We start from the raw sequence: 21,552 nt of genomic DNA, 5'->3' as shown, positions 1-21,552 counted from the left end.
CTAGGCGAATGCTAGCGTGCTAGCACACGCCTCAATCGTAGAACTGCGCCGCCCAGCGCCGGTGCGCGGCGACGGGGCCGTCGCCGGGCGCCAGCGCGGGCTTGGCCACGGGCTCCAGACGCTCCCAGAGCCGCATGTCGTCGTGGATATCCTTCAGATAGCCGCGGCGCAGCACGGCCTGCATCAGCGCCTCGACCATCCCGCGTGGCAGCGGCTTCAGGGCGGTGCTGATCCGGCCAGGGTCGCTGATCCGGCGCAGCGCCATGCCGTGCCAGAGCTGGCAGCGGTCGGGTGCGACCGGCGTGGGATTGACGTAAGTCCGCATGCCCAGGCCCAGCGCCGGGATTTCGACATCGGTCACCGAGTATCCCAGCCCCCAGGCGCAGTACTCGAAGCGCACTTCCTGGCCGCCCTGTAGCCGATTGCGCAGCGCCGCCGGCAGCCAGCGCGGCGGATCGCCGGGGTTGTCGAAGCGATAGGCCGTGCGCAGGCTGGCTCCGCTCGTGTCGAACTCGGCAGTGCGCGCCACCGCCTCGTAGCCGTGAACGGTCTGCAGATGGCCCTGGTCGGCGATGCCTTCCATGATCAGCTGCGCCGGCGCCGCCACGGCATCGTTCCAGACCTTCAGCCCGAGATGGCCGCTGGCATCGAGAGCCTCCGGCTCCCAGCCGGGCGCGACGCCCTCGGGGTGATACCAGACCATGACCAGGCCGTTGCGCTCCAGACAGGGCCAGGGTTGGGTGCAGGCCTTGGGCGCGGCGCTGCCGTAGCCGGTGCGCTGGCAGGTCCCTTCGCGATCGAAGGAAAAGCGATGCACCGGGCAGACCAGCAGCTCGTGGTCGACCCAGCCACCCTGGCTGAAGCGGCCGCCCAGATGCGGGCAGCGATCGTGCACGCAATGCGCCTGCCCGTCGGCCGTGCGGTAGACGACCAGATCGATGTCGGCAATTCGCGCCGACTGCAGCGCCCCGGGCTGCAGCGCAGCGCCGGCAGCCACCGTGTACCAGCCGGCCGGCACCCGCTCCGGCGCCTCGGTGGGCACGGTGAGCGGGTGCGCGGTCATCAGCCGCGCCTCGGTGGCAGAGGCACCAGCATCGAGACTTCACGCATGAGCTTGGCGTAGGCCGGGCGCCGCTCGAGGCTGCGCTTTTCCATCATCGGGATGCTGGCGAAGATGAACATCAGCGCCATGGCGATGACACCGATGATCTGCCACCACCACCCTTCCGGATGCGCCGCCAGCCCGAACAGCGCCAGACCACCCCAGAAGCTGATCTCGCCGAAATAGTTTGGATGCCGCGACCAGCCCCACAGGCCGCTGCGAATGACTTCGCCCGGCTTGGCCGTCCTGAGGAAGCTTCTGAGCTGAAGATCCGAGATCATCTCGATGCAGATGGCGCCGAAGGTCACCACCGCCGCCACCGCATCGAGCCAGTTGAGCGGCCGCGAATACGTGGTAGCGGCATAGAGCGGCAGACAGCCCAGGAAGACCTGGATAGTCGGAAAGAAGTGAATGCCGAAGAAGTCCGTGAACAGCGCCATCTTCGGCTTGGCGTTGCGCACCATCGGATAGCGCCAGTCTTCGTGCTGCATGCCGGTCCAGTGGTGTGCCCAGTTCCAGGTCAGGCGGATACCCCAGAACAGCACCAGTGCCATGACGAGCAGCGCACGCGCATCATTGGGCGCACCGGCGGCGCACCACCAATAGGCACCCAGCAGCGGCGGAATCACGCTCCAGTAAGCGTCGTAGAAGCTGGAGTTCCTGTAGGCGCGGCTGAAACCGAAAATGACGACGGTGGCCACCACATCGGCCACGAAGGCGCGCCACAGCGCCGATCCTTCCATCAGCCACAGCGTCACCGCACCGGCGGCGATGGCCACCGCGTAGGCGAACCAGACAGTCGCCAGCGCCTTCCCTCTTTCGCTCATGCCGCTCTCCCCTTGCTGATCCCATCCCAGTCGAAATCGGTGCCGGTGGCTTCGCAGCAGTAGTCCCACAGCTGCGCACGAGCGCCCGACTCTCGCGCCACGGCCGTGGGCGTCAGAAGGCGCGGCGCTCCGCGCGTCTCGCCCAGCGCGCCGGGACCGAACAGGCTGCCACCCGGCAGTTGCGCATCGGTGGCTGCGCGCAGCACCGGCCGCGCCGCGACTTCCGCCGGCTGGCCGAGCAACCGCATGGCCGCGTGAAAGGCGAAATCGGTGAGCCGGTCGTGCAGATTCTGGCGCGGCTGCCCATCGCGGCTGTGGCCGATGGCAGTGCGCGCAACACCCGGGTGCGCAGCCAGAGACACCAGCTTCGCGCCATGGGCGCGGGCACGCGCCTCGCATTCCAGCGCCAGCATCAGGCTCGCGATCTTGGCCTGGTTGTAGGCGTGCTGGGCCTCATAGTCATGGCAGGCAAGATCGTCCAGCCGTATCGTGCCGCGCCTGTGCACAAGGCTGGACAGCCAGGCCACGCGCGGCGCATCGGCAGCTTCCAGGCGGCCCAGTAGCCGGGCGGTCAGGGCGAAATGTCCGAGCACGCTGATGGCAAAGGCCAGTTCCTGGCCGGCGAACGTTTCAATCCGCCGCAGCGGCGGCAGAATGCCGGCGTTGTTGACGAGGATATCCAGCACCGGGCCGTCGAATCCGTCACAGAAGGCGGCCACCGAATCCGGGTCGACCAGATCCAGCCGGGCGAAGGAAAAGTCCGCCTCCGGCAGCTCAGCGCGCAGCGCCGCGACGGCGGCCTCCCCGCCCTCGGCATTGACGTCGGCGATGCAGACCTCGGCACCCAGTGCGCCCAGCCCGCGCGCCACACTCAGACCGATGCCGCTGGCACCGCCCGTGACCAGCGCTCGTGCGCCCTGGCGCGGGCCGAGATTCGCGCGCGCCCAGACGGTGATGTCCGTATCGTCCGCCATATCAACCGGCCGCGGGGCGGGCGTTGGCCTCAGCGTCGCCGCTTTCGGTCAGCACGCAGTGCGTGCCGCCGGGGCCGTACATCGTCACCACGCACTCATTGCAGGCCGTACAACCCGACACGCGCAGTTCGCCACCGGCAAACTTGTTGACCAGAGCCGGATCGTGGATCAGCGCGCGGCCCATGACCACGGCGTCGAAGCCGTCATTCATGATCTGCGCCACGCCGTCCACGCTCTTCGCCCCGCCCAGATAGGCCAGCTTGAGCGTCGGCACGGCCTCGCGAATCCGCTTGGAGTACTCGCGCAGATACAGCTCGCGGAAGGTGATCTTCGGCTCCACCAGCCGCATCAGCTTGGTGGCCGTGCGCACGACGCCGTTCTGAATCTGCGTGACGGCGGCCTTCGGCATATTGCTGCCGAAGATCTGCCAGGGCGCTTCAACGTTCATGCCGCCGGAGAGCACCACCATGTGCGCACCGGCAGCCTCCAGGGCGCGCACCGTAGTGATGACATCCTCGATGGCGGGCCCGCGCTTGTGGCCCTCGACGACACTGATCTTGCAGGTCACTGCCAGTTCATCGCCGACAGCGGCCACGACGCGCCGCAACACCTCGGCCGGGTAGCGCACGCGGCCGGCCGCGTCACCGCCCCAGCCGTCCTTGCGACGGTTGTAGAGCGGCGACAGGAACTGCGACAGCAGATAGCCATGCCCCATGTGGATCTCGACCGCGTCGAAGCCGGCTGCCTGGGCGCGTTTCGCTCCCATCACGAAGGCCTCTGCCACGGCCTCCATGTCGTCCTCGTCCATGGCGGTCTTGAAGAAGCGGCCGCTGATGACGCCGGGCGGGTTGAATCCGCCGGAGGCCGACAGCGGATAACGCGTCGACATCTCGGGCAGGAAGGTGAAACAGCCGCCGTGCGTGATCTGCGCGCAGGCCGCGCCGCCTTCAGCGTGCACGGCCTCGGTGAGTGCTGGCAGATGCGGCAGCGTCGCCTCATCGAGGCAGACCTGATCCTCGAAGGTGCGCCCGTCCGGCGTCACCGCGCAGTAGGCCACCGTCGTCATCGCCGCCCCGCCCGCCGCCATGCGGCGATGGTGATTGACCAGCGCCTGCGAGGGCACACCGCCCCTGGCCATGCCCTCGTTGGTAGCGGACTTGATGAAGCGGTTGCGCAGCTGCAGCGGGCCGATGCTCAGCGGCGTGTAGGCCTCGGCGATCTCAGCGGGAGCAGTCATGGCGTACACCCTCGAGGACGATTGCAACCAGAAACGAACAGGAACGACTCAGCAGCGATGCCGCGAAGCGGCGAGCCAGAGCGATCCGTGCCCTTGAGGGGTGATGCGCGACCGACTTGCCGGTGGCAAGTCGCAGCGCGCATCACGGCTGGGCCATGGATGGCCCAGCCAGGGTCACTTGATGAGGTCTGGAAGACCGAATCTAGTGACAGCGGCGATCCTTGCGCGACGCATGGCCTGTAAGTGCAAGGCATCTGTAGCGCCGCCTTTTCGCTCAAACCGCCGCGGTCACTAAGCTCGGCTCCTGCCTCGCTAAGTGACCCTGCCCGGACATCCTTGTCCGGGCGCTCCTCCGCTGCGAATGCCCACCGGGCATTCGCAGCGGACTCGCCCATGGCTTTGGTTACTTTGGCCGAAACCAAAGTAACCCGCGCCGGCCGCGCGGCATCATCCGGTAGCGCATTCGCTATGAAGCGCGGAACCGCTGGCGAGACGGTGCCAATAGCGTCCGCTGTACTGACTCGTCTCGCGAGGAGGAGAAGTTTCGTAATCATCCTCCTCGAGCCTCTCTATGCAATTCGAGCCTGCCCGCCATCCAAGGCGATGCTCTGACCATTCACATAGGCGCAATCAGCCGAACACAGGGTTGCGACGAAACGACCGATATCAGCCTCGCAATCACCGACGCGCTGCATGGGCACGGTGCCGACGAAGGCCTCGCCCTGCTCCGGATACTCGCGCATCCACCAGGCCATGGCCGGCGACGCCGCCAGCGGCAGGATGGCGTTGGTGCGGATGCCCTCGCCGCCCCACTCGCAGGCCGCGGCGCGCGTCAGCTGGCGGATGGCTTCCTTGACGGCGCCGTAGCAGCCGAAGCCGGCCATATCCCAGCGGTGCGCCGCGGGCGAGGCCAGATTGACGATATTGCCGTCGCCCTTGAGGTGCGGGTAAGCCGCCTTCATCAACCGGAAGCTCGCCAGCGGGCCGGATTCCCAGCCCGCCGTGAAGGCCTCGTCGGTGACGTCGTTCAGCGCGCCGAGCGGAACTTCCTGGGCGTTGTTGACCAGAATGTTGAGCCCGCCCAGCTCGCGGACGGTGGTCTCGACGGACTGGCTGATGCCGGCGGCATCCTTGACGTCGCAAGCAATCGCCAGGCCCTTGCCGCCGCGCTCCCGGATGCCGGCGACGGTGTCGTCGAGCTTCGATGCGGTGCGCCCGGTCACGGCCACAGCCGCACCCTCGGCCGCCAGTGCGTAGGCGATGCCCTGCCCCACGCCCTGGCCGGCGCCGGTCACCAGCGCGACCTTTCCTTGCAGTCTGCCCATGCTGTCTCCTGATCTTGTTCTTTAGTGCCGGCGGCGCGGCAAAGCCGCACGCCGGCCGGTCCGCCCGACTTCAGGCAGCCTTGCGTTGCGCGCCGCCCTCGGCTGCCATCTCGCGCGCGGCGATATAGGCGAAGGTCATGGCCGGGCCCAGCGTCGAGCCAGGGCCGGCGTAGGTGCGACCCATGACCGCCGCCGAGCAATTGCCCACGGCGTAGAGACCGGCGATGGGCTGACCGTCGTCCTCGCGCAGCACGCGCGCGCGCTCGTCGGTCGTCAAGCCACCCTTGGTGCCGATCTCGCCAGCATCCACACGCAGCGCGTAGAAAGGCCCCTTCTCCAGCGGCCCCAGGCAGGGATTCGGCTTGACGGTCGGATCGCTGTAGTAGCGATCGAAGACGTTGACGCCCTTGCCGAATTCCGCGTCCACACCCAGCCGGGAATAGCGGTTCATGCGCTCCACCGACTGCGCCAGGCCCTGAGCATCAATGCCGATCTTGGCGGCGAGCTCGGACAGCGAATCCGCCTTGTAGATGACCTTGTCCCACCACTTTTTCGGAAGCTTGCGATCCGGCTGGATGCTGCCCGGCAGCGTTGGCCCGGCCGGATACTTCTTGCGGAAGGTGGCGTCGAAGACGAACCACGCCGGCACCGTGCAACCGGATTTCTCGTGGTCGCGGTACATGGCATAGATGACTTCGGTATACGGCCCGGCCTCGTTACAGAAACGTTGACCGTTGCCGTTGACCAGCATGCAGCCCGGCAGCGCGCGCTCGACAAAGAGCCCCGGCTGCGGCGCCTCATCCGGCATGTGCGCGGTGGGCGTGCCCCAGGTGAGGTTCATGAATGCCGTGCCAGCACCCAGCGCCTGCCCGGCGCGGATGCCCTCGCCCTCATTCAGGCCGTAAGGGGCCGCCGTCCATTCGGCGCGCGTAGGCTGCGGCAGATACTGTTCGCGCATCTGTTGGTTGGACTCGAAGCCGCCCGTGGCGAGCACGACGCCGCGCTCGGCGCGCAGGCGCTTGCGGCCCTCCGGCGAATCGACCTCGACGCCGACGACGCGACCGTTCTCCTCGATCAGCCCGACGAGCGCGTTATTGAGCCGGATCGGCACGCCGCGTGCATCGAGCCCGTGGCGCAATGCGGCGACCATCGCCTGTCCCAGCGTCAGCCGGCGGTCGCGGCGCGTCTTGAGGCGCCAGCGAAGATCCGACCAGTAACGACCCATCATCTTCAGCGTCAGCAGGAACCATCCCTTGCCGCGCGTGAACAGCGTATGCGCCTCGACCTGGTCCATGGACACGCGGCCCATCAGCTGCGTGCCGGCAAAGGGCTCGCGCTGCTGCCAGAAGGCATCGCCGAGCTGGGCGGCGTCGAAGGCGGCCGGCTCCATGGTGCGAAAGCCCGGCTTGCCGCCGGGCTTGTCCGGGAAATAGTCGGGATACTTGTGCACGGCCCGGTAGTGGATGCCGCTGTCCGCGGCCAGCGCGCGCACCATCTCGGGCGCGTTCCGCAGATAGGCCTCGATGCGGGATTCCGGCACCTCACCGCCGGTGAGGTAACGCAGATAGGTGAGCGCCTCCTCGTAGCTGTCCGACTCACCAAGCTCGGCGATCTGGTCGTTGCAGGGGATCCAGATACCGCCTCCCGAGACGGCGCTTGTGCCGCCGTAGCGGTCGCTCTTCTCCAGCAGGACAGTCGACAGGCCTTCCGTCTGCGCGCGCAGCGCAGCGGTCATGCCGCCGGCGCCGGAGCCGACGACGACCACATCGAAGCGCTCATCCCAATGTTCCGTGCTCATTGCCGTGCCCCCGGGCCGCGCTTACAGGAAGAAGTCGGTGTTGTCCTTGCCGAGCATCACGCTGCCGTAGTTGCCGCCGAACATGAAGGCGTTGTTGGCGTAGTGCGCGCGGGCGGTGTGGATGTCGAGGAAGGGCTGCTGCACGGGGAAGTCCGTGAAGATGGCGCGACCACCGGCCGCCCCCATCAGCCGGGAGACCCGATCAGCACAACGCTCGACGACCTGCGCAGCCTGATAGCGGAAGTGCACGCGGCGCTCGATGGGCAGCGGCTGATTGTTGTGGATGCTGTCGAGGATTTCCTCGAAGTTGCGGTGCAGCACCAGCTTCATCTCGTCGGTGGCCGTCAGCGCATCCGCAATGGCCAACTGCGCGAGCGGCTGCTCGGCGGTCTTCGAACCCATGTTGCCGGTCCAGTCGGTCGCCCAGTCGCGGAAGGACTTGGTCGCGCCTTCCAGCGCACCGATGGCAGCCGAGGAGACAGCGCGCACGAAAATCTGCCCGAAGGGAATCTTGTAGAGCGGCGAGGTGAAGGTGTCGCCGCCGGGGTTGGTGCCGTTGAAGCCGTCGGAAGCCTTGTGCGTCCGGTACTCGGGGACGAAGGCGTCCTCGACGACCACATCGTTGCTGCCGGTGCCCTGCAGACCCATGGTGTGCCAGGTGTCCTCGACGCGGAAATCCGAGCGCGGCACCAGGAAGGTGCGGTATTCCGGCGGCTGGCCGTCGGTGAAAATCAGCCCGCCGAGCAGCACCCAGTCGCAATGGTCGATGCCGCTGGAGAAGCCCCAGCGCCCGCTGAACTTGAAGCCGCCCTCGACCGGCGTCACCTGCCCCTTCGGCATGTAGGTGGAAGCAACCAGCGTGCTGGTGTCCTCGCCCCAGACATCCGCGGCGGCCTGCGGATCAAACAGTGCGAGCTGCCAGTTGTGGACCCCCATGATCCCGTAGATCCAGCCCGTGGACATGCAGCCCTCGGCCAGCGTCATGGCGATGTCGTAGAAGACCTGCGGATCCATCTCGTAGCCGCCGTAGGCCTTGGGCTGCAGCACGCGAAAGAGACCGGCTTCCTGCAGGTCGCGGATCGTGGCGTCCGGGACGCGGCGGTTCTTGCGGGCCTCCGGTGCACGCTCCACCAGCTTCGGGATGAGATCGCGCGCGCGCTGGACCAACACTTCGGGACTCGCCGGCGTGACGTTGCTCTGGGCCTTGTTCTGCATGCCTTGCTCCTGCTGTCGTAGTCATCGGCCGGCGGACGACGCCGCCGACGGCAAAAATTGGTGCATGCATTACAACCACCCGGCCCTCCTCGGGGCATCGTCCGAAATGACTACCGGCCTTTTTGTCGAACTTCCTGACGCCTGAAGGACTCACGCAAATGGGTGATGCAGCCGGGCCCGCTGCCTCCAAGACTGTTCGATAGAAAAGCACCTCTGGAGTAGCCCATGGTCACTGCAATCCGCCCCGCTTCCGGTAAGGCACCGACACATCAGATCGAGTCTGCCGCACCGCCCGAGCGCTATGCCCGCGGCTGGCACTGCCTGGGCCTGGCGGCCGACTACAAGGACGGCAAGCCGCATTCGATGGACATCTTCGGCACGCGTCTGGTGGTCTTCCAGGGCGAGTCCGGCAAGCTGAACGTGCTGGACGCCTGGTGCCCACACATGGGCGCCGATCTCGGCCTGGGCGAGGTCAAGGGCGACGCGGTTGTCTGCCGCTTCCACGGCTGGCACTGGGGCAGCGATGGGAAATGCACCGAGATTCCCTACTGCAAGCGCATCCCTCCGAAGGCGCGCATTCGGTCATGGCCCACCTACGAGGAAAACCAGCTGCTCTTCGTCTGGAACGACCCCGAAGGCAACGAGCCGCCGGCGGATCAGAATATTCCGCACATCGACGCGACCCAATCCGACGAATGGTCGGACTGGCATATCGTCAAGTGGGACATCGCCACCAACTGCCGCGAGCTGATCGATAACCAGAGCGACATGGCGCACTTCACGCCGGTGCACGGCTCCGAGAACGTCCTCTACTTCGCCAACATCTTCGAAGGCTACAAGGCCACCCAGGTGATGGTCGGCAAGAACGAGCGCCTGGGCGGCGCGAACGGCCACCTCACCACCATCGCAACTTACTTCGGGCCCGCGTATCACATCACTCATATGTTCGGTGAGGCGCAGGGCGTACCCATCGAGTCGATCCTGCTTAACTCGCACGTGCCCATCGACCAGAACCGCTTCGAGCTGCGCTTCGGCGTCATGGTCAAGAAGATTCCGGGCATGAGCGAAGAGCAGAGCAACGACATGATCAAGCAGTACGTCGACCTCACCTGCAAGGCCTTCTCGGAGGACGTGGAGATCTGGCACAACAAGGTGCGCATCGACAATCCGCTGCTCTGCGAAGGCGACGGCCCGATCTATCAGCTGCGCGAGTGGTACGAGCAGTTCTACACCGACATCGACAAGGTACCCGCCGAGCAGCAGAAGCGGCGCGTGGTCGAAATGGACCAGGGGCTGCAGGAAAAGCCGACGCTCGCCCACGTCTTCGAGGCCTGAGGGCGCCGGACCGCTTATGCCGGCCCGGCGCGGTGCCCGCCGCCTATTCGGCGGCGGGCGTCACATCGGAAGGCCCCCAGTAGGCCTCCATGCTGCGGAAGCGGCCAGCGTCGTCGAAACGCATGACGTCGATGACGCGGATCAGGCTGCGGCCTTCCGGCATCTGCAGATTGACGTCGAAGGCCATGGCCGCGGCATCAGCATGCGAGGCGCGGATGGGCGCGGCCAGGGAGAGCTTCGCCCCCGTCTGCACCGCCATGCGGTAGAACTCCAGAATCGCCTCGCGCCCGCGCTTGGGCTCGCTGCCCACCGGATCCTCCACCGTGGCGTCCTCGGTGTAGAGCGCCGCAACGGCATCCGGGTCGGCGGCATTGAAGTGGTCGATATAGGCCTGCATGGCCTGCTTCATCTGGCTCTCTTCGGGCATGGGTCGCTGCCGTCCTCTGCGTGGGTTCGGAAAGGCTGCACGCCGCAACGGCGGACAGTGGCGGCATCCTCACCGCAGCCGCGCTGCGACGCCTCCCCCGCAAGGACGAGCCACGACCCCCGTCGCCATTCATTAGAAACAACGACTCGACAACGCTTGACCGGGCGCGCAGGATACGACGCAAAAGTAAATGAGATTGGGGCGCCGGCCTTCGCCGGGACGCCACCCGACCGGAATGATCGCAGGAGACAACAAGCATGCCTCTGACCCAGACCAGCCTCGCCGAGGCTCGCGCCGCGACGCGGCCTGATATGTCCGCCACGAACGAGCTCGCCGAGCTCACCGGCTCGCCCGCCTTTCAGGCGCTCGATGCGCTTGTCGGGGCGCTCTACGACGGACCACTGAGCACCCCGCCCTGGCGCGAAGCCCTGGAAATCCTCCAGCAGCGCCTCGGCGCCGAACACGTCACGCTGATGCTGCGCCCGCCGTCGGCGGAGAACTCCGGCGTCATGATCAACACCGGCGAGACCACGCAGCAGGCCACCGACTCCTACACCTCCCACTTCTCCTCCATCGACCCCTTCGTACGCCTCAAGGAAGGCCAGGTGGTCACGGCCGAAGAGATGGTGGGCAAGGAGTGGCTGAACAGCACTGTCTACCAGGAATACCTCAAGCCATTGAGCATCCGGCACCTGCTGGGCGCCGACATCTACACCGCCGACGGCATCGAATGCCGCCTGCGCGTCACGCGCACCGAAGAGGCCGAAGCCTTCTCGGACGAGGACAAGGCGCTGGTCGGCTTCGTGCTGCCTCACCTCAAGCGCGCCATCCAGCTGCACTCGCGCCTGGACTTCCTGGAGACCGAGCGCCAGCTCTTCGCCGGCACCATCAACCGCATGCTGCTGGGCATCGTCAGCTACGACGAGCACGGCAACATCATGGAAACCAATGAGGAAGCGCGCCGCATCCTCGATGAAAAGGACGGCATCTGGATGACGCGCGACGCGCTGCGTCTCGACCGCACCAAGGAAGAGCGCGAGCTGCATCGCATCATCCGCCGCGCCTGCTCGGGCGAATGCGAGGACGACGCCCCATCCATGGTCGACGCCCTGGCCGTAACGCGCCCCTCCGGCCGCGCCAACCTGGGCATCCTCATCAAGACCGTGCCCGCCGGCGAGTACTCCGAAGGCGCCAACCGCCCGGCCGCAGTGGTCTACCTGCGCGACCCCGAAGCCAACGCCGCCCAGCCCTCGCACGAGCTGGTACGCCGCCTCTTCGGCCTGACCCGCATGGAAGCCACCCTCGCCCTGCTGCTCGCCGAAGGCCTGACCCTCGACGAAGCCGCCGAGGAAATGAACGTGCGCCGCAACACCGCCCGCACCCACCTGCGCTCCATCTTCTGCAAGACCGGCGTCACCCGCCAGACCATGCTGGTGCGCCTTCTCCTCAACTCGGTGATTCGATTGGGCTGAGCCGCGACCGACTTGCCGGGGGCAAGTCGCAGCGCGGCTCAGCGCTCGGGCCATGGATGGCCCGAGCAGGGGCACTTAACGAGGTCCGGATGACCGAGTTTAGTGCCTGCGGCGGTTCTCGCTACACGCCCCATAGCGGCCCAAACGACAAATCGTCCTCGAAGCTCCAGCGACCGACTTGCCAGTGGCAAGTCGAATCCGGGTTAGCGCCCGGGCCACGGATGGCCCGGGCCGGGTCACTTAACGAGATCCGGAAGATCGAGTTTAGTGACCGCGGCGATCTCCGCGCCCTGCCACGATTCGTCGCCGCAGAAACGGCTCGCTCACGGTGCGCCAGCGACGCTTAGCACCGCATCAAGCCACCGACAACACCGAGTGATCACTCTGCCGCGCCGCGTATTCCAGCGCCGCCGTGATGTCCGCCGCCTCAAGATAGGGATAGTCCTCGAGAATCTCTTCCCTTGAAGCACCCGCAGCGAGTAGCTCGAGAACGTCTCTGACACGAATCCGCAGCCCGCGGATGCATGGGCGGCCGCCACACATGTCGGGATCAATCGTCACACGATGCAGCTCACTCATACGAAAGCGCTCCAGTAATCGCGGATGTCTTCCATGAGGGCGACTCCGTTTCCATGCCGAACGACGCAAGCGGAAGGCTAGCAAGGCTGAAATCTACTTCCGAAGCGGGCGCGGCCTCCGCCTCAACCAAACACCTCAGAATGCGAGCCCAGGCGAAACAAGCGCAGCGTCTCGGCATCGGTTTTCGCGTAGATCAGCAAAAGGTCGGGCCGGACGTGCAGCTCGCGATATCCGCTCCACCGGCCAGACAACGGATGGTCACGGAGCGGCGGGCCTTCAAGGGAACGGTCGCTGGCCAAGTCTTCAAGAGCAGGCGCTAAGCAGCTGTCGATCCTGCGGTACTGCGGGTTCCTTTTGGCCTTCTTGTAGTCGCGCTTGAATTGCGAAGCGTACTCAATCGTCCGCATTCAACTGATCGAGCAGATCGTTGACGTTCTCGGCCCGGTGGGCACGCCCACCTTCCAGTTCTGAAATGGCCTCCTGCGTCACAGCGTTCGGCACACGAAGCTCGAACGGCAGGCGCTGCTCTGCGGCGATCCGCACCAAGTAAATACGAACGGCGGTCGAAACATCCAACCCCATGGCTTCCAGGACGCGCACAGCTTTGGCTTTCGTTTCGTCGTCGACCCGGATGTGAATCGTTGAACTGGTCATCGCTTCCACCTCCATGAGGGTGCAACACAAACAGACACAAATATGATACACCTCCAGCAAAGCCGATTCCACGCACCCCCTGCCCGGCCCCATGCGTATGCCGCGATCACGGGGGGAACGCCTGCGTTGCCACCCCGAAGAACGCCGCTGCAGCGCGAAGATCATCGTTCAGGGTCAGCAAGCGCGCCTCGCCCACTTCTGCGCACGCCAGATGCAGTGCATCCTGCGTCCGCAACCCTGTGCGCCGTGTCAGCAGCCAGTGGCTTGCCCGCTCATAGTGGGAACGCGTCAGCGCCGCGACCTGGAAGCGCCCTTCGGAGACATCCTCGTAGAAAGCCGACTCCACCCGGTTGGCCTGTGATTCCGTGAGCTCGGCCATCCGTACCCAGCGCGCCAGCGCCGACGCAAATTCCACGCGCGTCAGGTCGCTGATCTGCACTGGCTGAGACTGCTCCAACAAAAGCGATTCGACCACCGCGCTGGCCAACTCGGACCGATAGTAGGGCAGCAGCGCACTGGTATCGACATAGAGCATCAGTAGCGTTCGGCATCACGAAGCGACCGAACCGCCACACTCGCCGACTCCTGCATCGCCGGCAGTTCGTCACGCAGCGACGCCCTCGACCGGAACACGACATGGCCGGGGGCCGGCCCCACCAGCCGCGCTGCGGGCTTGCCCCGGCGCAGGATCAAGACCTCTTCGCCCGATTGCACCCGCTCCAAAAGCCGGGAGATCTGCTCTCGCGCCTCGCGCACGCTGACCTCGGTCATTGCCACGCTCCTGATGGAATTGTGTACACATTATATGTACACGAAAATGGAAGCGTAAGCCCGCGCTTAGGGCCGAAGATCGACGAATTGGGCAACAGCACGGCATCCGCAGGTCGGGCTTACACCCTGCCCGCCCATCCAGCACCTTGGACGCAAGACCGACAGACCGCTGCAAGCGGCGCAACATCACCGCACCGAGACCATCCAGTTGCCAGCGAGCATGGCCAACGCCGACATCGCATGCGAACGAGGCGCTTTATACCGTGTCCATTGGGGAGGAATTCAAACAAGGACGCCAGATGCCACAGCGACTCCTCCGCCAGACCGCCGCCGCGCTGACGGGCGCGGTACTTCTCGCCACCCCCTTGCACACACTCGCCGCCGACGGCGACGCCGCCAAGCTCGGCGACGAGCTGACTCCGGTCGGCGCCAAGCGTGCCGGCAACGAGGAAGGCACGATCCCCGCCTGGGACGGCGGCCTGACCGAGCCCCCGGACTGCTACGACGGCCCCGGTAGCTGGTACTGCAACCCCTTCCCCGATGACACGCCGAAGTTCACCATCACGGCCGACAACGTCGACGAGCACAAGGACAAGCTCTCGGCCGGGCAGATCAAGATGTTCGAGCAGCACCCGGAGACCTTCAAGATGAAGGTCTACGAGACGCGCCGCACCTTCGCCAACCCGGAGTGGATCTACGAGGGCACCAAGCGCAACGCCAAGGAAGCCAGCCTGGGCGGCAACGGCGAGGCCCTTGTCGATGCCATCAATGGCTACCCCTTCCCCATCCCGGAAAACGGCAAAGCCGCCATGTGGAACCACAAGGTGCGCTATCTGGGCTCTGGCGTCCGCCGCTGGAACAACCAGTTCGCAGTGACCAAGGGCGGCCGCTACAACCACGTCGTCATCCAGGAGGACGTCGCCTTCCCTTACAACACCAAGGGCAAGGAGCCGGAGGATCTCGATAACGTCATCATCAGGTTTCTCCAGCAGGTCACCGAGCCAGCACGCCTGGCCGGCACCATCACCCTGGTCCACGACACCATGGATCAGACCAAGGAACCGCGCCGCGCCTGGCAGTACAACCCCGGCCAACGCCGCTTGCGCCGCGCCCCCAGCGTCGCCTACGACAACCCCGGCACCGCCGCCGACGGCCAGCGCACCAACGACCAGCTGGACATGTTCAACGGCGCCATGGACCGCTACTCCTGGAAGCTCGTCGGCAAGAAGGAAATGTACGTACCGGCGAACAGCTACGGGTTGCACAGCAACGAGCACAGCTACGAAGACATCGTGCAACAGGATCACATCGACCAGGAGCTGCCCCGCTACGAGCTGCGCCGCGTCTGGGTGGTCGAATCCGAGGTGAAGGAGGGCACCTCGCACATCTACGGCCGCCGTACCTTCTACATCGACGAGGATGGCTGGCAGATCCGGCTCGTGGACGTCTACGACCAGCGCGGCGAGCTATGGCGCTTCCAGGAAGGCCATACCGTCATGGCCTATGCCTTCAAGGCACTGGCCCCCGTCGCGGAGACCATCTACGACTTCCAGAACGGCCGCTACCTGGTACAGGCCCTGCACAACGAGCACGAGCCGATCGTCGAGCGTGACTTCGACGACCGGCACTTCGACCCATCGAACGTCTCGCGCGAAGCCAGCCGCTAGCACCGTCCATGTCGGCCCGAAACCTGGCCTACGCGGTCAACCCCCCGTAGGTCGGGCTTCTGCCCGACAAAAACCGGTTAGATCAATGCCGCACTCACGCCCAGGGACTCGGCCGCCGCCTCCAAGCGCTTGTCCAGCGTACGGATCCGCGCCCCCTGATTCGCGGCAATCGCCAAGTGCAGCGCATCACCAGCGCGCAAGCCGGTAGCGTGCTGATCCGCATAGCGCGCAGCAACACCGGAATCCATGCTGCCAATCGGCAGGATATGGAAGGACTCCGCGACCAGCTGCGCAAAGGCTGACAACACCTCCGCGCGGTCGCTCGATTGCAGCTGGCCCATGCGCAGCTTCATCGACAGCGCGGCGGAGAATTCCGTGTCGACCCACTGGCTGATTGCAAGCTCACCTGCCGACTGCTCGGCCAGCCATTGCTGCGCATCGGCGGTACGCACCTCATTAGTCAGCCCGGCAACCAGGATGCCCGTATCCGCATTGAACATCAGTAGCGCGCGTCTTCCCGCAAGAGGCTTACGGCATCGCCATCCGCCGCGGACGGCTTCGGCAGTTCCGCAGTCAGCTCTTGCAGGCGCGTGATATCCACCGCTTGCTTGGCCGGCGTGAAACGAGTCAATCGGCCGACAGGGCGGCCACGCTTGGTGATGACAACGTCCTCGCCAGCGGCTGCGCGCGCGGTCAATTCGCTGAGGCGGGCCTTGGCTTCTGCCAATGTAACGGAGGTCTTTTCCATAGCATTCATGACCATTCAATTGGTCACAATATGGCCCGAGCCGGACCGACCCTCAAGCTTCCACTCGAAGGTAGGGTCCCACGCAACAACACAACGACCCAAGCCGGCCTAGAGGCCATTGCCACACATCGGGGATCCACTATCGACAGAACGACCGATCGAAAGGATTGACCACGCTCACGCCATGCCAAACACACAACCCGCCAAACAGGCTGACTCGTCCCAATAGCCGGCCGCTAAAGCGCCCGCAGCGATCCAATGCTGTAGTGCACAATAGTCAGCCTGTACCGCGATCAATGCGCCGCATGACGACCAGCCCCCGCCTGAGCTGCTTCAAGGCCTACGACATCCGTGGCCGCGTGCCGGATGAGCTGAACCCAACCATCGCCTACCGCCTGGGCCTGGCCTATGCCGAGCGCTTCGCGCCCCAGCGTGTCGCGCTAGGCTGCGACATTCGGCATTCCAGCCGCAGCCTGCTGGAGGCGCTGGCGCTGGGGCTGAATCACGGCGGCAGCGCGGTGGTAGACATCGGCTACTGCGGCACCGAGGAGGTCTACTTCGCGGCGCAGCAAGCCGGCTATGACGGCGGCATCATGATCACCGCCAGCCACAACCCCGCCGACTACAACGGCATGAAGCTGGTCCGGGAGAACGCCATCCCCATCTCCGGCGACACAGGCCTGCGTGACCTGGAAGCGGCCGTCGCCGCATCCACTGCAGAGCCCCAGGGCACCCCGGAGATCGAACGGGTGGACATGCGCCCTGACTATGTCGCCTTCCTGCGCGGCTACGTCGCCAACCGCCGCATCGACCCGCTACGCGTCGTCGTCAATGCCGGCAACGGCACGGCCGGCCTGCTCATCGAAGCGCTGAAGCCGCACCTGCCCATCGAATTCATCGGCATCCACACCGAGCCGGACCCGGACTTCCCCAACGGCATCCCCAACCCGCTGGAGCCGCAGAACCGACAGACCACCAGCGACGCGGTGATCGCTCACGGCGCCGATTTCGGCGTCGCCTGGGACGGCGACTTCGACCGCTGCTTCCTCTTCGACGAGCAAGGCCGCTTCATCGAGGGCTACTACATCGTCGGGCTGCTCGCCGAGGCCCTGCTGCGCGAAACCCCCGGCGCCACCATCATTCACGACCCGCGCCTGACCTGGAACACCATCGCCATGGTCGAGCGCGCCGGCGGCCGTGCCGTGCAGTCCAAGACGGGCCACGCCTTCATCAAGGAGCGCATGCGCGCCGAGGACGCGCTCTACGGCGGCGAAATGAGCGCGCACCACTATTTCCGCGCCTTCGCCTACTGCGACAACGGCACCCTGCCCTGGATGCTGATCGCCGCGCTGATCTCGGAGACCGGCAAGCCGCTGTCAGCGCTGGTCGACGAGCGCATGGCGCTGTTCCCGGCCAGCGGCGAGATCAACCGCCGCGTGGCCGACATTGGCACGACCATTGCTGCCATCGAGCAGCACTACGCCCCGGCAGCCCAGAAGATCGAGCGCGTCGACGGCCTCAGCATCGAATACCCGGAATGGCGCTTCAATCTGCGCGCCTCCAACACCGAGCCACTGATCCGGCTCAACGTCGAAGCGCGTGGCGACACCGAACTCATGCAGCGCAAGACCGAGGAACTGCTCGCCATGATCGACACGACATCAGGAGTCACCGCATGATCGTCCCCGTCCTGCTCGCCGGCGGCACCGGCACCCGCCTCTGGCCGCTGTCCCGCGACGGCTTCCCGAAGCAGTTCCACAAGCTCCTCGGCGATGTCTCGCTGCTGCAGGCCACCGCCCAGCGCGCGCTTCAGCTGCCCGACGCAGCGCCGCCGCTGGTCATCTGCGGCGACCATCACCGCTTCCTCGTTGCCGAGCAGCTGCGCGAGATCGGCATCGACAACGCCACCATCATCCTGGAGCCGGAAGGCCGCAACACCGCCCCGGCCGCGACCATCGCCGCCCTGCACGTCAGCGAGCGCTACGGCCCCGAGGCCCAGGTCTTCCTGATGAGCGCGGACCACGCCGTCGAGGACATCGCCAGCTTCTGCGCCGCCGCCGCAACCGCCAGCACTGTTGCGGGTGAAGGGTGCATCGTCACCTTCGGCATCGCCCCCACGCGCCCCGAAACCGGCTACGGCTATCTCAAGCGCGGCACCGCCCTGCCCCAGGGCGGCTTCCAGCTGGACGCCTTCGTCGAAAAGCCGGACCGCGCCACCGCCGAGCGCTACTGCAGCGACGACAGCTACTCCTGGAACGGCGGCCTCTTCCTCTTCCCGGCCGCCACCTTCCTGCAGGAAGCCGAGCGACTGGAAAACGAGATGCTCCAGCACTGCCGCGAAGCACTGAACAACGCCACCAAGGACCTCGACTTCATCCGCCTGGAACCCGGCGCCTTCTGCGCCGCCCGCTCGGATTCCATCGACTACGCCATCATGGAGAAGACCCAGGCCGCGGCCCTGGTCCCGATAGACGCCGGCTGGGACGACGTCGGCTCCTGGACCTTCATGCAAAAGCTCCCCGCCGATGAGCACGGCAATGTCACCCATGGCGACGTCCTGCTGGAAGACAGCAGCAACAACCTGGTGCACGCCGAATCCCGCCTCGTCGCCGCCGTCGGCATGCAGGACCATATCGTCGTCGAGACCTCCGACGCCGTGCTGGTCGCCCCCGCCAACCGTGCCCAGGACGTCAAGAAGCTCGTGAAGCGCCTACAGCTGATGGAGCGCTATGAGACAGAATTGCACGCCCGCGTTCTGCGCCCCTGGGGCAGCTACGAGACCATCGCCGAAGGCCCTCGCTTCCAGGTCAAGCGCATCGTCGTCAAGCCGGGCGCCAAGCTCAGCCTGCAGATGCACCACCACCGCGCCGAGCACTGGATCGTCGTCTGCGGCACCGCCCGCGTCACGCGCGACGAGGACACCTTCCTGCTCACCGAGAACGAAAGCACCTACATCCCCCTCGGCACCCGCCACCGCCTGGACAACCCCGGCCATGTGCCGCTGGAGCTGATCGAAGTCCAGTCCGGCAGCTACCTCGGCGAGGACGACATCGTGCGCTTCGAGGATGTCTACGGACGGACGCAGGAGCAGGAGAATGCCTTGTAAGCCGTAAGGCCCCGCCTGTAGATCGGGAGTCAGCCACCCACGAGAGCACGCGGACCCAGGGTAGCCTTCGATGCTCAGCCCACCATCAGCTGACCTCGGTTCGTCGCAGTTGCATCGGTGTCAGTTCTGCGAACCCTCCTTCGCCATACGACGGCTACTCAAGCGCAATGAAAACCACAAGATACTTTGAGGTCACGCGCGCCCGCCCTGATCGTTCGGGGATAAAGGATGACTGGATCGCCAGTGTCGTTGAATACCCGGAACAAGAGCAGATCCAGGAAGATGGCGGCATCCGGCGGTGGCGATGCATTCCGGAAGCGGATGGCAAGCATCTCCGGGTTATTTTGCTTCCCGACGGAGAGACGGTACACAATGCGTTCTTTGATCGAGGTGTCAGATCATGAAAGTGCAGTACTTCGACGATACGGACACGTTGTACATCGAGTTCCAGGAGCGAGTAATCGCAGAAACTCGCGATCTGGACGAGAACACGCTGCTGGAGCTGGATGCCAGCGGCAACGTCTGCGCCATCACTTTCGAGCACGCCAGCAGGCGCACGGATGTGAGCCATCTGCAACTCGAAGGTATCGCCGCGTGAATCGCAATCCGCCCCACGATTGCCGCTCCATGCCCGCACGACACTGAAGGCCTCACCCAGAATCTGCCGGGGAATCGAGGCCTCGATCCGATAGCTTCCACAGGACAGTGCGGCACCCGCCACCGCCTGGACAACCCCGGTCACGTCCCGCTGGAACTGATCGAAGTCCAGTCCGGCAGCTACCTAGGTGAGGACGACATCGTGCGCTTCGAGGATGGCTACAGCCGCACCCCGGAAATGGCAAGCAAATTGCAAGCCGCCGCCCTGCGCGTCCGAGCAAGCTCGTCCCCCTCTCCCGCTCTGCGGGAGAGGGGTTAGGGGAGAGGGACAGACACGCGCGGCACCAGAACGCAAGAACCCCCAGCGCCCCAGATCCCACCCATCCACAACCCCCATCGGACCCCACCAAAGTGTCAGAGCCGCCCAACCTCCGCGTTCTCATTGTCAGCCTGAACTTCTCCCCGGAAGAAACCGCCACCGGCAAGTACACCGGCGAGCTGGCGCAATGGCTGGCGTCCCGCGGACACGACGTGGATGCCATCGCCGGCCTGCCCCACTATCCCGAATGGCGCGTCCAGGCTGGCTATGCGGGAAAGGGCCTCTGGAAGGAATCCCTCGAAGGCGTCACCGTCTTCCGCACGCCGCATCCCGTCCCAGCCAGCGGAAGCGTCTCCGCGAAGAAACGCATCCTGATGGAGCTGGGCTTCTCCTTCGCCTCGCTGTACTGGTGGTCGCGGATCCTCTTTTCCCGCAAGCGCTACGACGTCGTCATCGCCATCTGCCCGCCGTTGCAGACGGCGGTCATGCCGACGCTCTACCGTGCGCTCCGGCGCGTCCCCTGGGCCCTGCATGTCCAGGATTTCCAGGTCGACGCCGCGTTGCGACTCGGAATGCTGAAGATGGGCAAGCTCGACCGGCTGCTCTTCGCCCTGGAAAACTTCTTCCTCCGCCGCGCGACCCGGGTCTCCTCGATCACGCCCTCCATGTGCCGGCGCGCCAACGAGAAGGGCGCCGACACGGATCGCACCTGGCTATCCCCCAACTGGGCTGATATCACCCAGATCACACCCACGGATCGCGACAACCGCTTCCGAAAGGAGCTCGGTGTCAGCCCGGACGACGTCCTCGTGATGTACGCCGGCGCCATCGCCACCAAGCAAGGGCTGGATGTCCTGCTCGACGCGGCTCACGAGATGAAGGACGACGACCGCTTCCATTTTGTGATCGTGGGCAACGGCTCCGATCGCGAACGCCTGGAAGCGCGAGCCGCGGAACTGGGGCTCCCCCGCCTGCACTTTATGGACCTGCAACCGCGCGCCCGCCTGGGGGAGATGCTGGGTGCTGCCGATATCCATCTGGTGATCCAGAAGCGCGAAGCAGCAGACCTCGTCATGCCCTCCAAGCTGACCAACATCCTCGCGGCTGGTCGCCCCGCCATCGCGACGGCAGAGCAGGGAACGGCCCTGTGGGACGCCCTCGAAGACGGAGGCTGCGGCGTCTGCACGCCCCCTGGAGATAGCGCCGCACTCGCCAAAGCACTAAGCAAACTGGGTACCGATGCTGGCGAGCGCGATGCGAAGGGCCTGAAGGCACGACAGTATGCAGAGGAGAACCTGGACCAGGACGCAATCCTGCATGCCTTCGAGCAGAAGCTCTTCACGTTGGTAGGCCGGAAATCGAACACAAGTACCTGATCCACGTCCTTGGCCGGGAATCA

At 65.6% G+C, this 21,552-nt stretch carries 23 protein-coding genes and 1 pseudogene; 9 read left to right on the top strand and 15 right to left on the bottom strand.

Annotated features, from left to right (window positions below):
* Nucleotides 1-31: 31 nt before the first annotated feature.
* The 7 genes from U743_RS03795 to U743_RS03765 form a co-directional block, all read right to left on the bottom strand.
* Nucleotides 32-1,063 (bottom strand): Rieske 2Fe-2S domain-containing protein, encoded by a 1,032-nt coding sequence (locus U743_RS03795; RefSeq protein ID WP_043765626.1) that lies wholly within the window; start codon nucleotides 1,061-1,063, stop codon nucleotides 32-34.
* Complete coding sequence (locus U743_RS03790; RefSeq protein ID WP_043765624.1) at nucleotides 1,063-1,929, bottom strand: DUF1295 domain-containing protein; 867 nt, start codon at nucleotides 1,927-1,929, stop codon at nucleotides 1,063-1,065. Before U743_RS03790 ends, U743_RS03795 begins: the two co-directional genes overlap by 1 nt.
* Nucleotides 1,926-2,903, bottom strand: coding sequence for an SDR family NAD(P)-dependent oxidoreductase (locus U743_RS03785; RefSeq protein ID WP_052367492.1), 978 nt, complete (start codon nucleotides 2,901-2,903; stop codon nucleotides 1,926-1,928). Before U743_RS03785 ends, U743_RS03790 begins: the two co-directional genes overlap by 4 nt.
* A 1-nt stretch (nucleotide 2,904) precedes the next feature.
* A complete protein-coding gene (locus U743_RS03780; protein ID WP_043765622.1) occupies nucleotides 2,905-4,140 on the bottom strand; it encodes an NADH:flavin oxidoreductase in 1,236 nt (411 codons plus the stop codon).
* Nucleotides 4,141-4,709: 569 nt separating this feature from the next.
* Nucleotides 4,710-5,465, bottom strand: coding sequence for an SDR family NAD(P)-dependent oxidoreductase (locus U743_RS03775; protein WP_043765619.1), 756 nt, complete (start codon nucleotides 5,463-5,465; stop codon nucleotides 4,710-4,712).
* 70 nt (nucleotides 5,466-5,535) lie between these two features.
* On the bottom strand, nucleotides 5,536-7,263 hold the full coding sequence (locus tag U743_RS03770) for an FAD-dependent oxidoreductase (protein WP_043765617.1): 1,728 nt from the start codon (nucleotides 7,261-7,263) through the stop codon (nucleotides 5,536-5,538).
* A 21-nt stretch (nucleotides 7,264-7,284) separates the two neighbouring features.
* Nucleotides 7,285-8,478, bottom strand: a complete 1,194-nt coding sequence (locus U743_RS03765) for a flavin-dependent monooxygenase (protein WP_043765616.1) — start codon at nucleotides 8,476-8,478, stop codon at nucleotides 7,285-7,287.
* Between the two features lie 225 nt (nucleotides 8,479-8,703).
* Between U743_RS03765 and U743_RS03760 the strand changes: the two genes are divergently transcribed.
* Nucleotides 8,704-9,813 carry a Rieske 2Fe-2S domain-containing protein gene (locus U743_RS03760; protein ID WP_052367491.1) on the top strand — a complete coding sequence of 370 codons (1,110 nt, stop codon included), beginning with the start codon at nucleotides 8,704-8,706 and terminating at the stop codon, nucleotides 9,811-9,813.
* A gap of 43 nt (nucleotides 9,814-9,856) precedes the next feature.
* Here U743_RS03760 and U743_RS03755 read toward each other — a convergent pair whose 3' ends face one another.
* Entirely contained in the window at nucleotides 9,857-10,240 is a 384-nt protein-coding gene (locus U743_RS03755; protein WP_043765614.1) for a nuclear transport factor 2 family protein, read from the bottom strand.
* A gap of 257 nt (nucleotides 10,241-10,497) precedes the next feature.
* On the opposite strand from U743_RS03755, the gene U743_RS03750 reads away from it, so the two are divergent.
* On the top strand, nucleotides 10,498-11,712 hold the full coding sequence (locus U743_RS03750; protein WP_043765613.1) for a helix-turn-helix transcriptional regulator: 1,215 nt from the start codon (nucleotides 10,498-10,500) through the stop codon (nucleotides 11,710-11,712).
* A gap of 354 nt (nucleotides 11,713-12,066) precedes the next feature.
* Here the strand turns inward: U743_RS03750 and U743_RS03745 are convergent, their stop codons facing one another.
* The 5 genes from U743_RS03745 to U743_RS03725 all read right to left on the bottom strand — a co-directional run bounded on the left by U743_RS03745 (nucleotide 12,067) and on the right by U743_RS03725 (nucleotide 13,716).
* On the bottom strand, nucleotides 12,067-12,291 hold the full coding sequence (locus tag U743_RS03745; protein WP_043765611.1) for a DUF433 domain-containing protein: 225 nt from the start codon (nucleotides 12,289-12,291) through the stop codon (nucleotides 12,067-12,069).
* Nucleotides 12,292-12,413: 122 nt separating this feature from the next.
* Nucleotides 12,414-12,698, bottom strand: a complete 285-nt coding sequence (locus U743_RS03740) for a type II toxin-antitoxin system RelE/ParE family toxin (protein ID WP_043765609.1) — start codon at nucleotides 12,696-12,698, stop codon at nucleotides 12,414-12,416.
* A complete protein-coding gene (locus tag U743_RS03735; protein WP_084191692.1) occupies nucleotides 12,685-12,945 on the bottom strand; it encodes a type II toxin-antitoxin system RelB/DinJ family antitoxin in 261 nt (86 codons plus the stop codon). Before U743_RS03735 ends, U743_RS03740 begins: the two co-directional genes overlap by 14 nt.
* Before the next feature lie 106 nt (nucleotides 12,946-13,051).
* Entirely contained in the window at nucleotides 13,052-13,480 is a 429-nt protein-coding gene (locus U743_RS03730; protein ID WP_043765605.1) for a type II toxin-antitoxin system VapC family toxin, read from the bottom strand.
* The gene (locus tag U743_RS03725; RefSeq protein WP_043765603.1) at nucleotides 13,480-13,716 is read right to left on the bottom strand and encodes a type II toxin-antitoxin system Phd/YefM family antitoxin; all 237 of its coding nucleotides are present in this window, start codon (nucleotides 13,714-13,716) and stop codon (nucleotides 13,480-13,482) included. Before U743_RS03725 ends, U743_RS03730 begins: the two co-directional genes overlap by 1 nt.
* 299 nt (nucleotides 13,717-14,015) lie before the next feature.
* Between U743_RS03725 and U743_RS03720 the strand changes: the two genes are divergently transcribed.
* Nucleotides 14,016-15,383 carry a DUF1329 domain-containing protein gene (locus U743_RS03720; RefSeq protein ID WP_043765601.1) on the top strand — a complete coding sequence of 456 codons (1,368 nt, stop codon included), beginning with the start codon at nucleotides 14,016-14,018 and terminating at the stop codon, nucleotides 15,381-15,383.
* Nucleotides 15,384-15,460: 77 nt separating this feature from the next.
* Here the strand turns inward: U743_RS03720 and U743_RS03715 are convergent, their stop codons facing one another.
* Together U743_RS03715 and U743_RS03710 are read right to left on the bottom strand one after the other, a co-directional pair.
* Complete coding sequence (locus U743_RS03715; protein WP_043765599.1) at nucleotides 15,461-15,883, bottom strand: type II toxin-antitoxin system VapC family toxin; 423 nt, start codon at nucleotides 15,881-15,883, stop codon at nucleotides 15,461-15,463.
* Nucleotides 15,883-16,140, bottom strand: a complete 258-nt coding sequence (locus U743_RS03710; protein ID WP_198021918.1) for a type II toxin-antitoxin system Phd/YefM family antitoxin — start codon at nucleotides 16,138-16,140, stop codon at nucleotides 15,883-15,885. The genes U743_RS03715 and U743_RS03710 overlap by 1 nt, the downstream gene beginning before the upstream one ends.
* Before the next feature lie 296 nt (nucleotides 16,141-16,436).
* Here U743_RS03710 and U743_RS03705 point away from each other — a divergent pair, with 296 nt between their 5' ends.
* From U743_RS03705 to U743_RS03690, 6 genes and pseudogenes are all read left to right on the top strand, one after another.
* Nucleotides 16,437-17,810 (top strand): phosphohexomutase domain-containing protein, encoded by a 1,374-nt coding sequence (locus tag U743_RS03705; RefSeq protein ID WP_043770982.1) that lies wholly within the window; start codon nucleotides 16,437-16,439, stop codon nucleotides 17,808-17,810.
* Nucleotides 17,807-19,237 carry a mannose-1-phosphate guanylyltransferase/mannose-6-phosphate isomerase gene (locus U743_RS03700; protein WP_043765595.1) on the top strand — a complete coding sequence of 477 codons (1,431 nt, stop codon included), beginning with the start codon at nucleotides 17,807-17,809 and terminating at the stop codon, nucleotides 19,235-19,237. Before U743_RS03705 ends, U743_RS03700 begins: the two co-directional genes overlap by 4 nt.
* Before the next feature lie 167 nt (nucleotides 19,238-19,404).
* Entirely contained in the window at nucleotides 19,405-19,641 is a 237-nt protein-coding gene (locus U743_RS19745; RefSeq protein ID WP_084191341.1) for a hypothetical protein, read from the top strand.
* A complete protein-coding gene (locus U743_RS03695) occupies nucleotides 19,638-19,835 on the top strand; it encodes a DUF2283 domain-containing protein (RefSeq protein ID WP_043765593.1) in 198 nt (65 codons plus the stop codon). Before U743_RS19745 ends, U743_RS03695 begins: the two co-directional genes overlap by 4 nt.
* Nucleotides 19,836-19,946: 111 nt before the next feature.
* A pseudogene (locus U743_RS19625) lies at nucleotides 19,947-20,153 on the top strand (hypothetical protein); the annotation flags it as partial.
* Nucleotides 20,154-20,245: 92 nt separating this feature from the next.
* The gene (locus U743_RS03690; RefSeq protein ID WP_043765591.1) at nucleotides 20,246-21,529 is read left to right on the top strand and encodes a WcaI family glycosyltransferase; all 1,284 of its coding nucleotides are present in this window, start codon (nucleotides 20,246-20,248) and stop codon (nucleotides 21,527-21,529) included.
* Nucleotides 21,530-21,552: the final 23 nt, after the last annotated feature.

The organism is Algiphilus aromaticivorans DG1253 (assembly GCF_000733765.1).
In the GTDB taxonomy this organism is placed as follows: domain Bacteria; phylum Pseudomonadota; class Gammaproteobacteria; order Nevskiales; family Nevskiaceae; genus Algiphilus; species Algiphilus aromaticivorans.
This window is presented reverse-complemented; position numbering and strand designations above follow the sequence as displayed.

Bases quoted from the DNA above. Each gene is read 5' to 3' on its own strand.
- U743_RS03795 (WP_043765626.1), bottom strand. From the start codon at position 1,063: ATGACCGCGCACCCGCTCACCGTGCCCACCGAGGCGCCGGAGCGGGTG.
- U743_RS03790 (WP_043765624.1), bottom strand. From the start codon at position 1,929: ATGAGCGAAAGAGGGAAGGCGCTGGCGACTGTCTGGTTCGCCTACGCG.
- U743_RS03785 (WP_052367492.1), bottom strand. From the start codon at position 2,903: ATGGCGGACGATACGGACATCACCGTCTGGGCGCGCGCGAATCTCGGC.
- U743_RS03780 (WP_043765622.1), bottom strand. From the start codon at position 4,140: ATGACTGCTCCCGCTGAGATCGCCGAGGCCTACACGCCGCTGAGCATC.
- U743_RS03775 (WP_043765619.1), bottom strand. From the start codon at position 5,465: ATGGGCAGACTGCAAGGAAAGGTCGCGCTGGTGACCGGCGCCGGCCAG.
- U743_RS03770 (WP_043765617.1), bottom strand. From the start codon at position 7,263: ATGAGCACGGAACATTGGGATGAGCGCTTCGATGTGGTCGTCGTCGGC.
- U743_RS03765 (WP_043765616.1), bottom strand. From the start codon at position 8,478: ATGCAGAACAAGGCCCAGAGCAACGTCACGCCGGCGAGTCCCGAAGTG.
- U743_RS03760 (WP_052367491.1), top strand. From the start codon at position 8,704: ATGGTCACTGCAATCCGCCCCGCTTCCGGTAAGGCACCGACACATCAG.
- U743_RS03755 (WP_043765614.1), bottom strand. From the start codon at position 10,240: ATGCCCGAAGAGAGCCAGATGAAGCAGGCCATGCAGGCCTATATCGAC.
- U743_RS03750 (WP_043765613.1), top strand. From the start codon at position 10,498: ATGCCTCTGACCCAGACCAGCCTCGCCGAGGCTCGCGCCGCGACGCGG.
- U743_RS03745 (WP_043765611.1), bottom strand. From the start codon at position 12,291: ATGAGTGAGCTGCATCGTGTGACGATTGATCCCGACATGTGTGGCGGC.
- U743_RS03740 (WP_043765609.1), bottom strand. From the start codon at position 12,698: ATGCGGACGATTGAGTACGCTTCGCAATTCAAGCGCGACTACAAGAAG.
- U743_RS03735 (WP_084191692.1), bottom strand. From the start codon at position 12,945: ATGACCAGTTCAACGATTCACATCCGGGTCGACGACGAAACGAAAGCC.
- U743_RS03730 (WP_043765605.1), bottom strand. From the start codon at position 13,480: ATGCTCTATGTCGATACCAGTGCGCTGCTGCCCTACTATCGGTCCGAG.
- U743_RS03725 (WP_043765603.1), bottom strand. From the start codon at position 13,716: ATGACCGAGGTCAGCGTGCGCGAGGCGCGAGAGCAGATCTCCCGGCTT.
- U743_RS03720 (WP_043765601.1), top strand. From the start codon at position 14,016: ATGCCACAGCGACTCCTCCGCCAGACCGCCGCCGCGCTGACGGGCGCG.
- U743_RS03715 (WP_043765599.1), bottom strand. From the start codon at position 15,883: ATGTTCAATGCGGATACGGGCATCCTGGTTGCCGGGCTGACTAATGAG.
- U743_RS03710 (WP_198021918.1), bottom strand. From the start codon at position 16,140: ATGAATGCTATGGAAAAGACCTCCGTTACATTGGCAGAAGCCAAGGCC.
- U743_RS03705 (WP_043770982.1), top strand. From the start codon at position 16,437: ATGACGACCAGCCCCCGCCTGAGCTGCTTCAAGGCCTACGACATCCGT.
- U743_RS03700 (WP_043765595.1), top strand. From the start codon at position 17,807: ATGATCGTCCCCGTCCTGCTCGCCGGCGGCACCGGCACCCGCCTCTGG.
- U743_RS19745 (WP_084191341.1), top strand. From the start codon at position 19,405: ATGAAAACCACAAGATACTTTGAGGTCACGCGCGCCCGCCCTGATCGT.
- U743_RS03695 (WP_043765593.1), top strand. From the start codon at position 19,638: ATGAAAGTGCAGTACTTCGACGATACGGACACGTTGTACATCGAGTTC.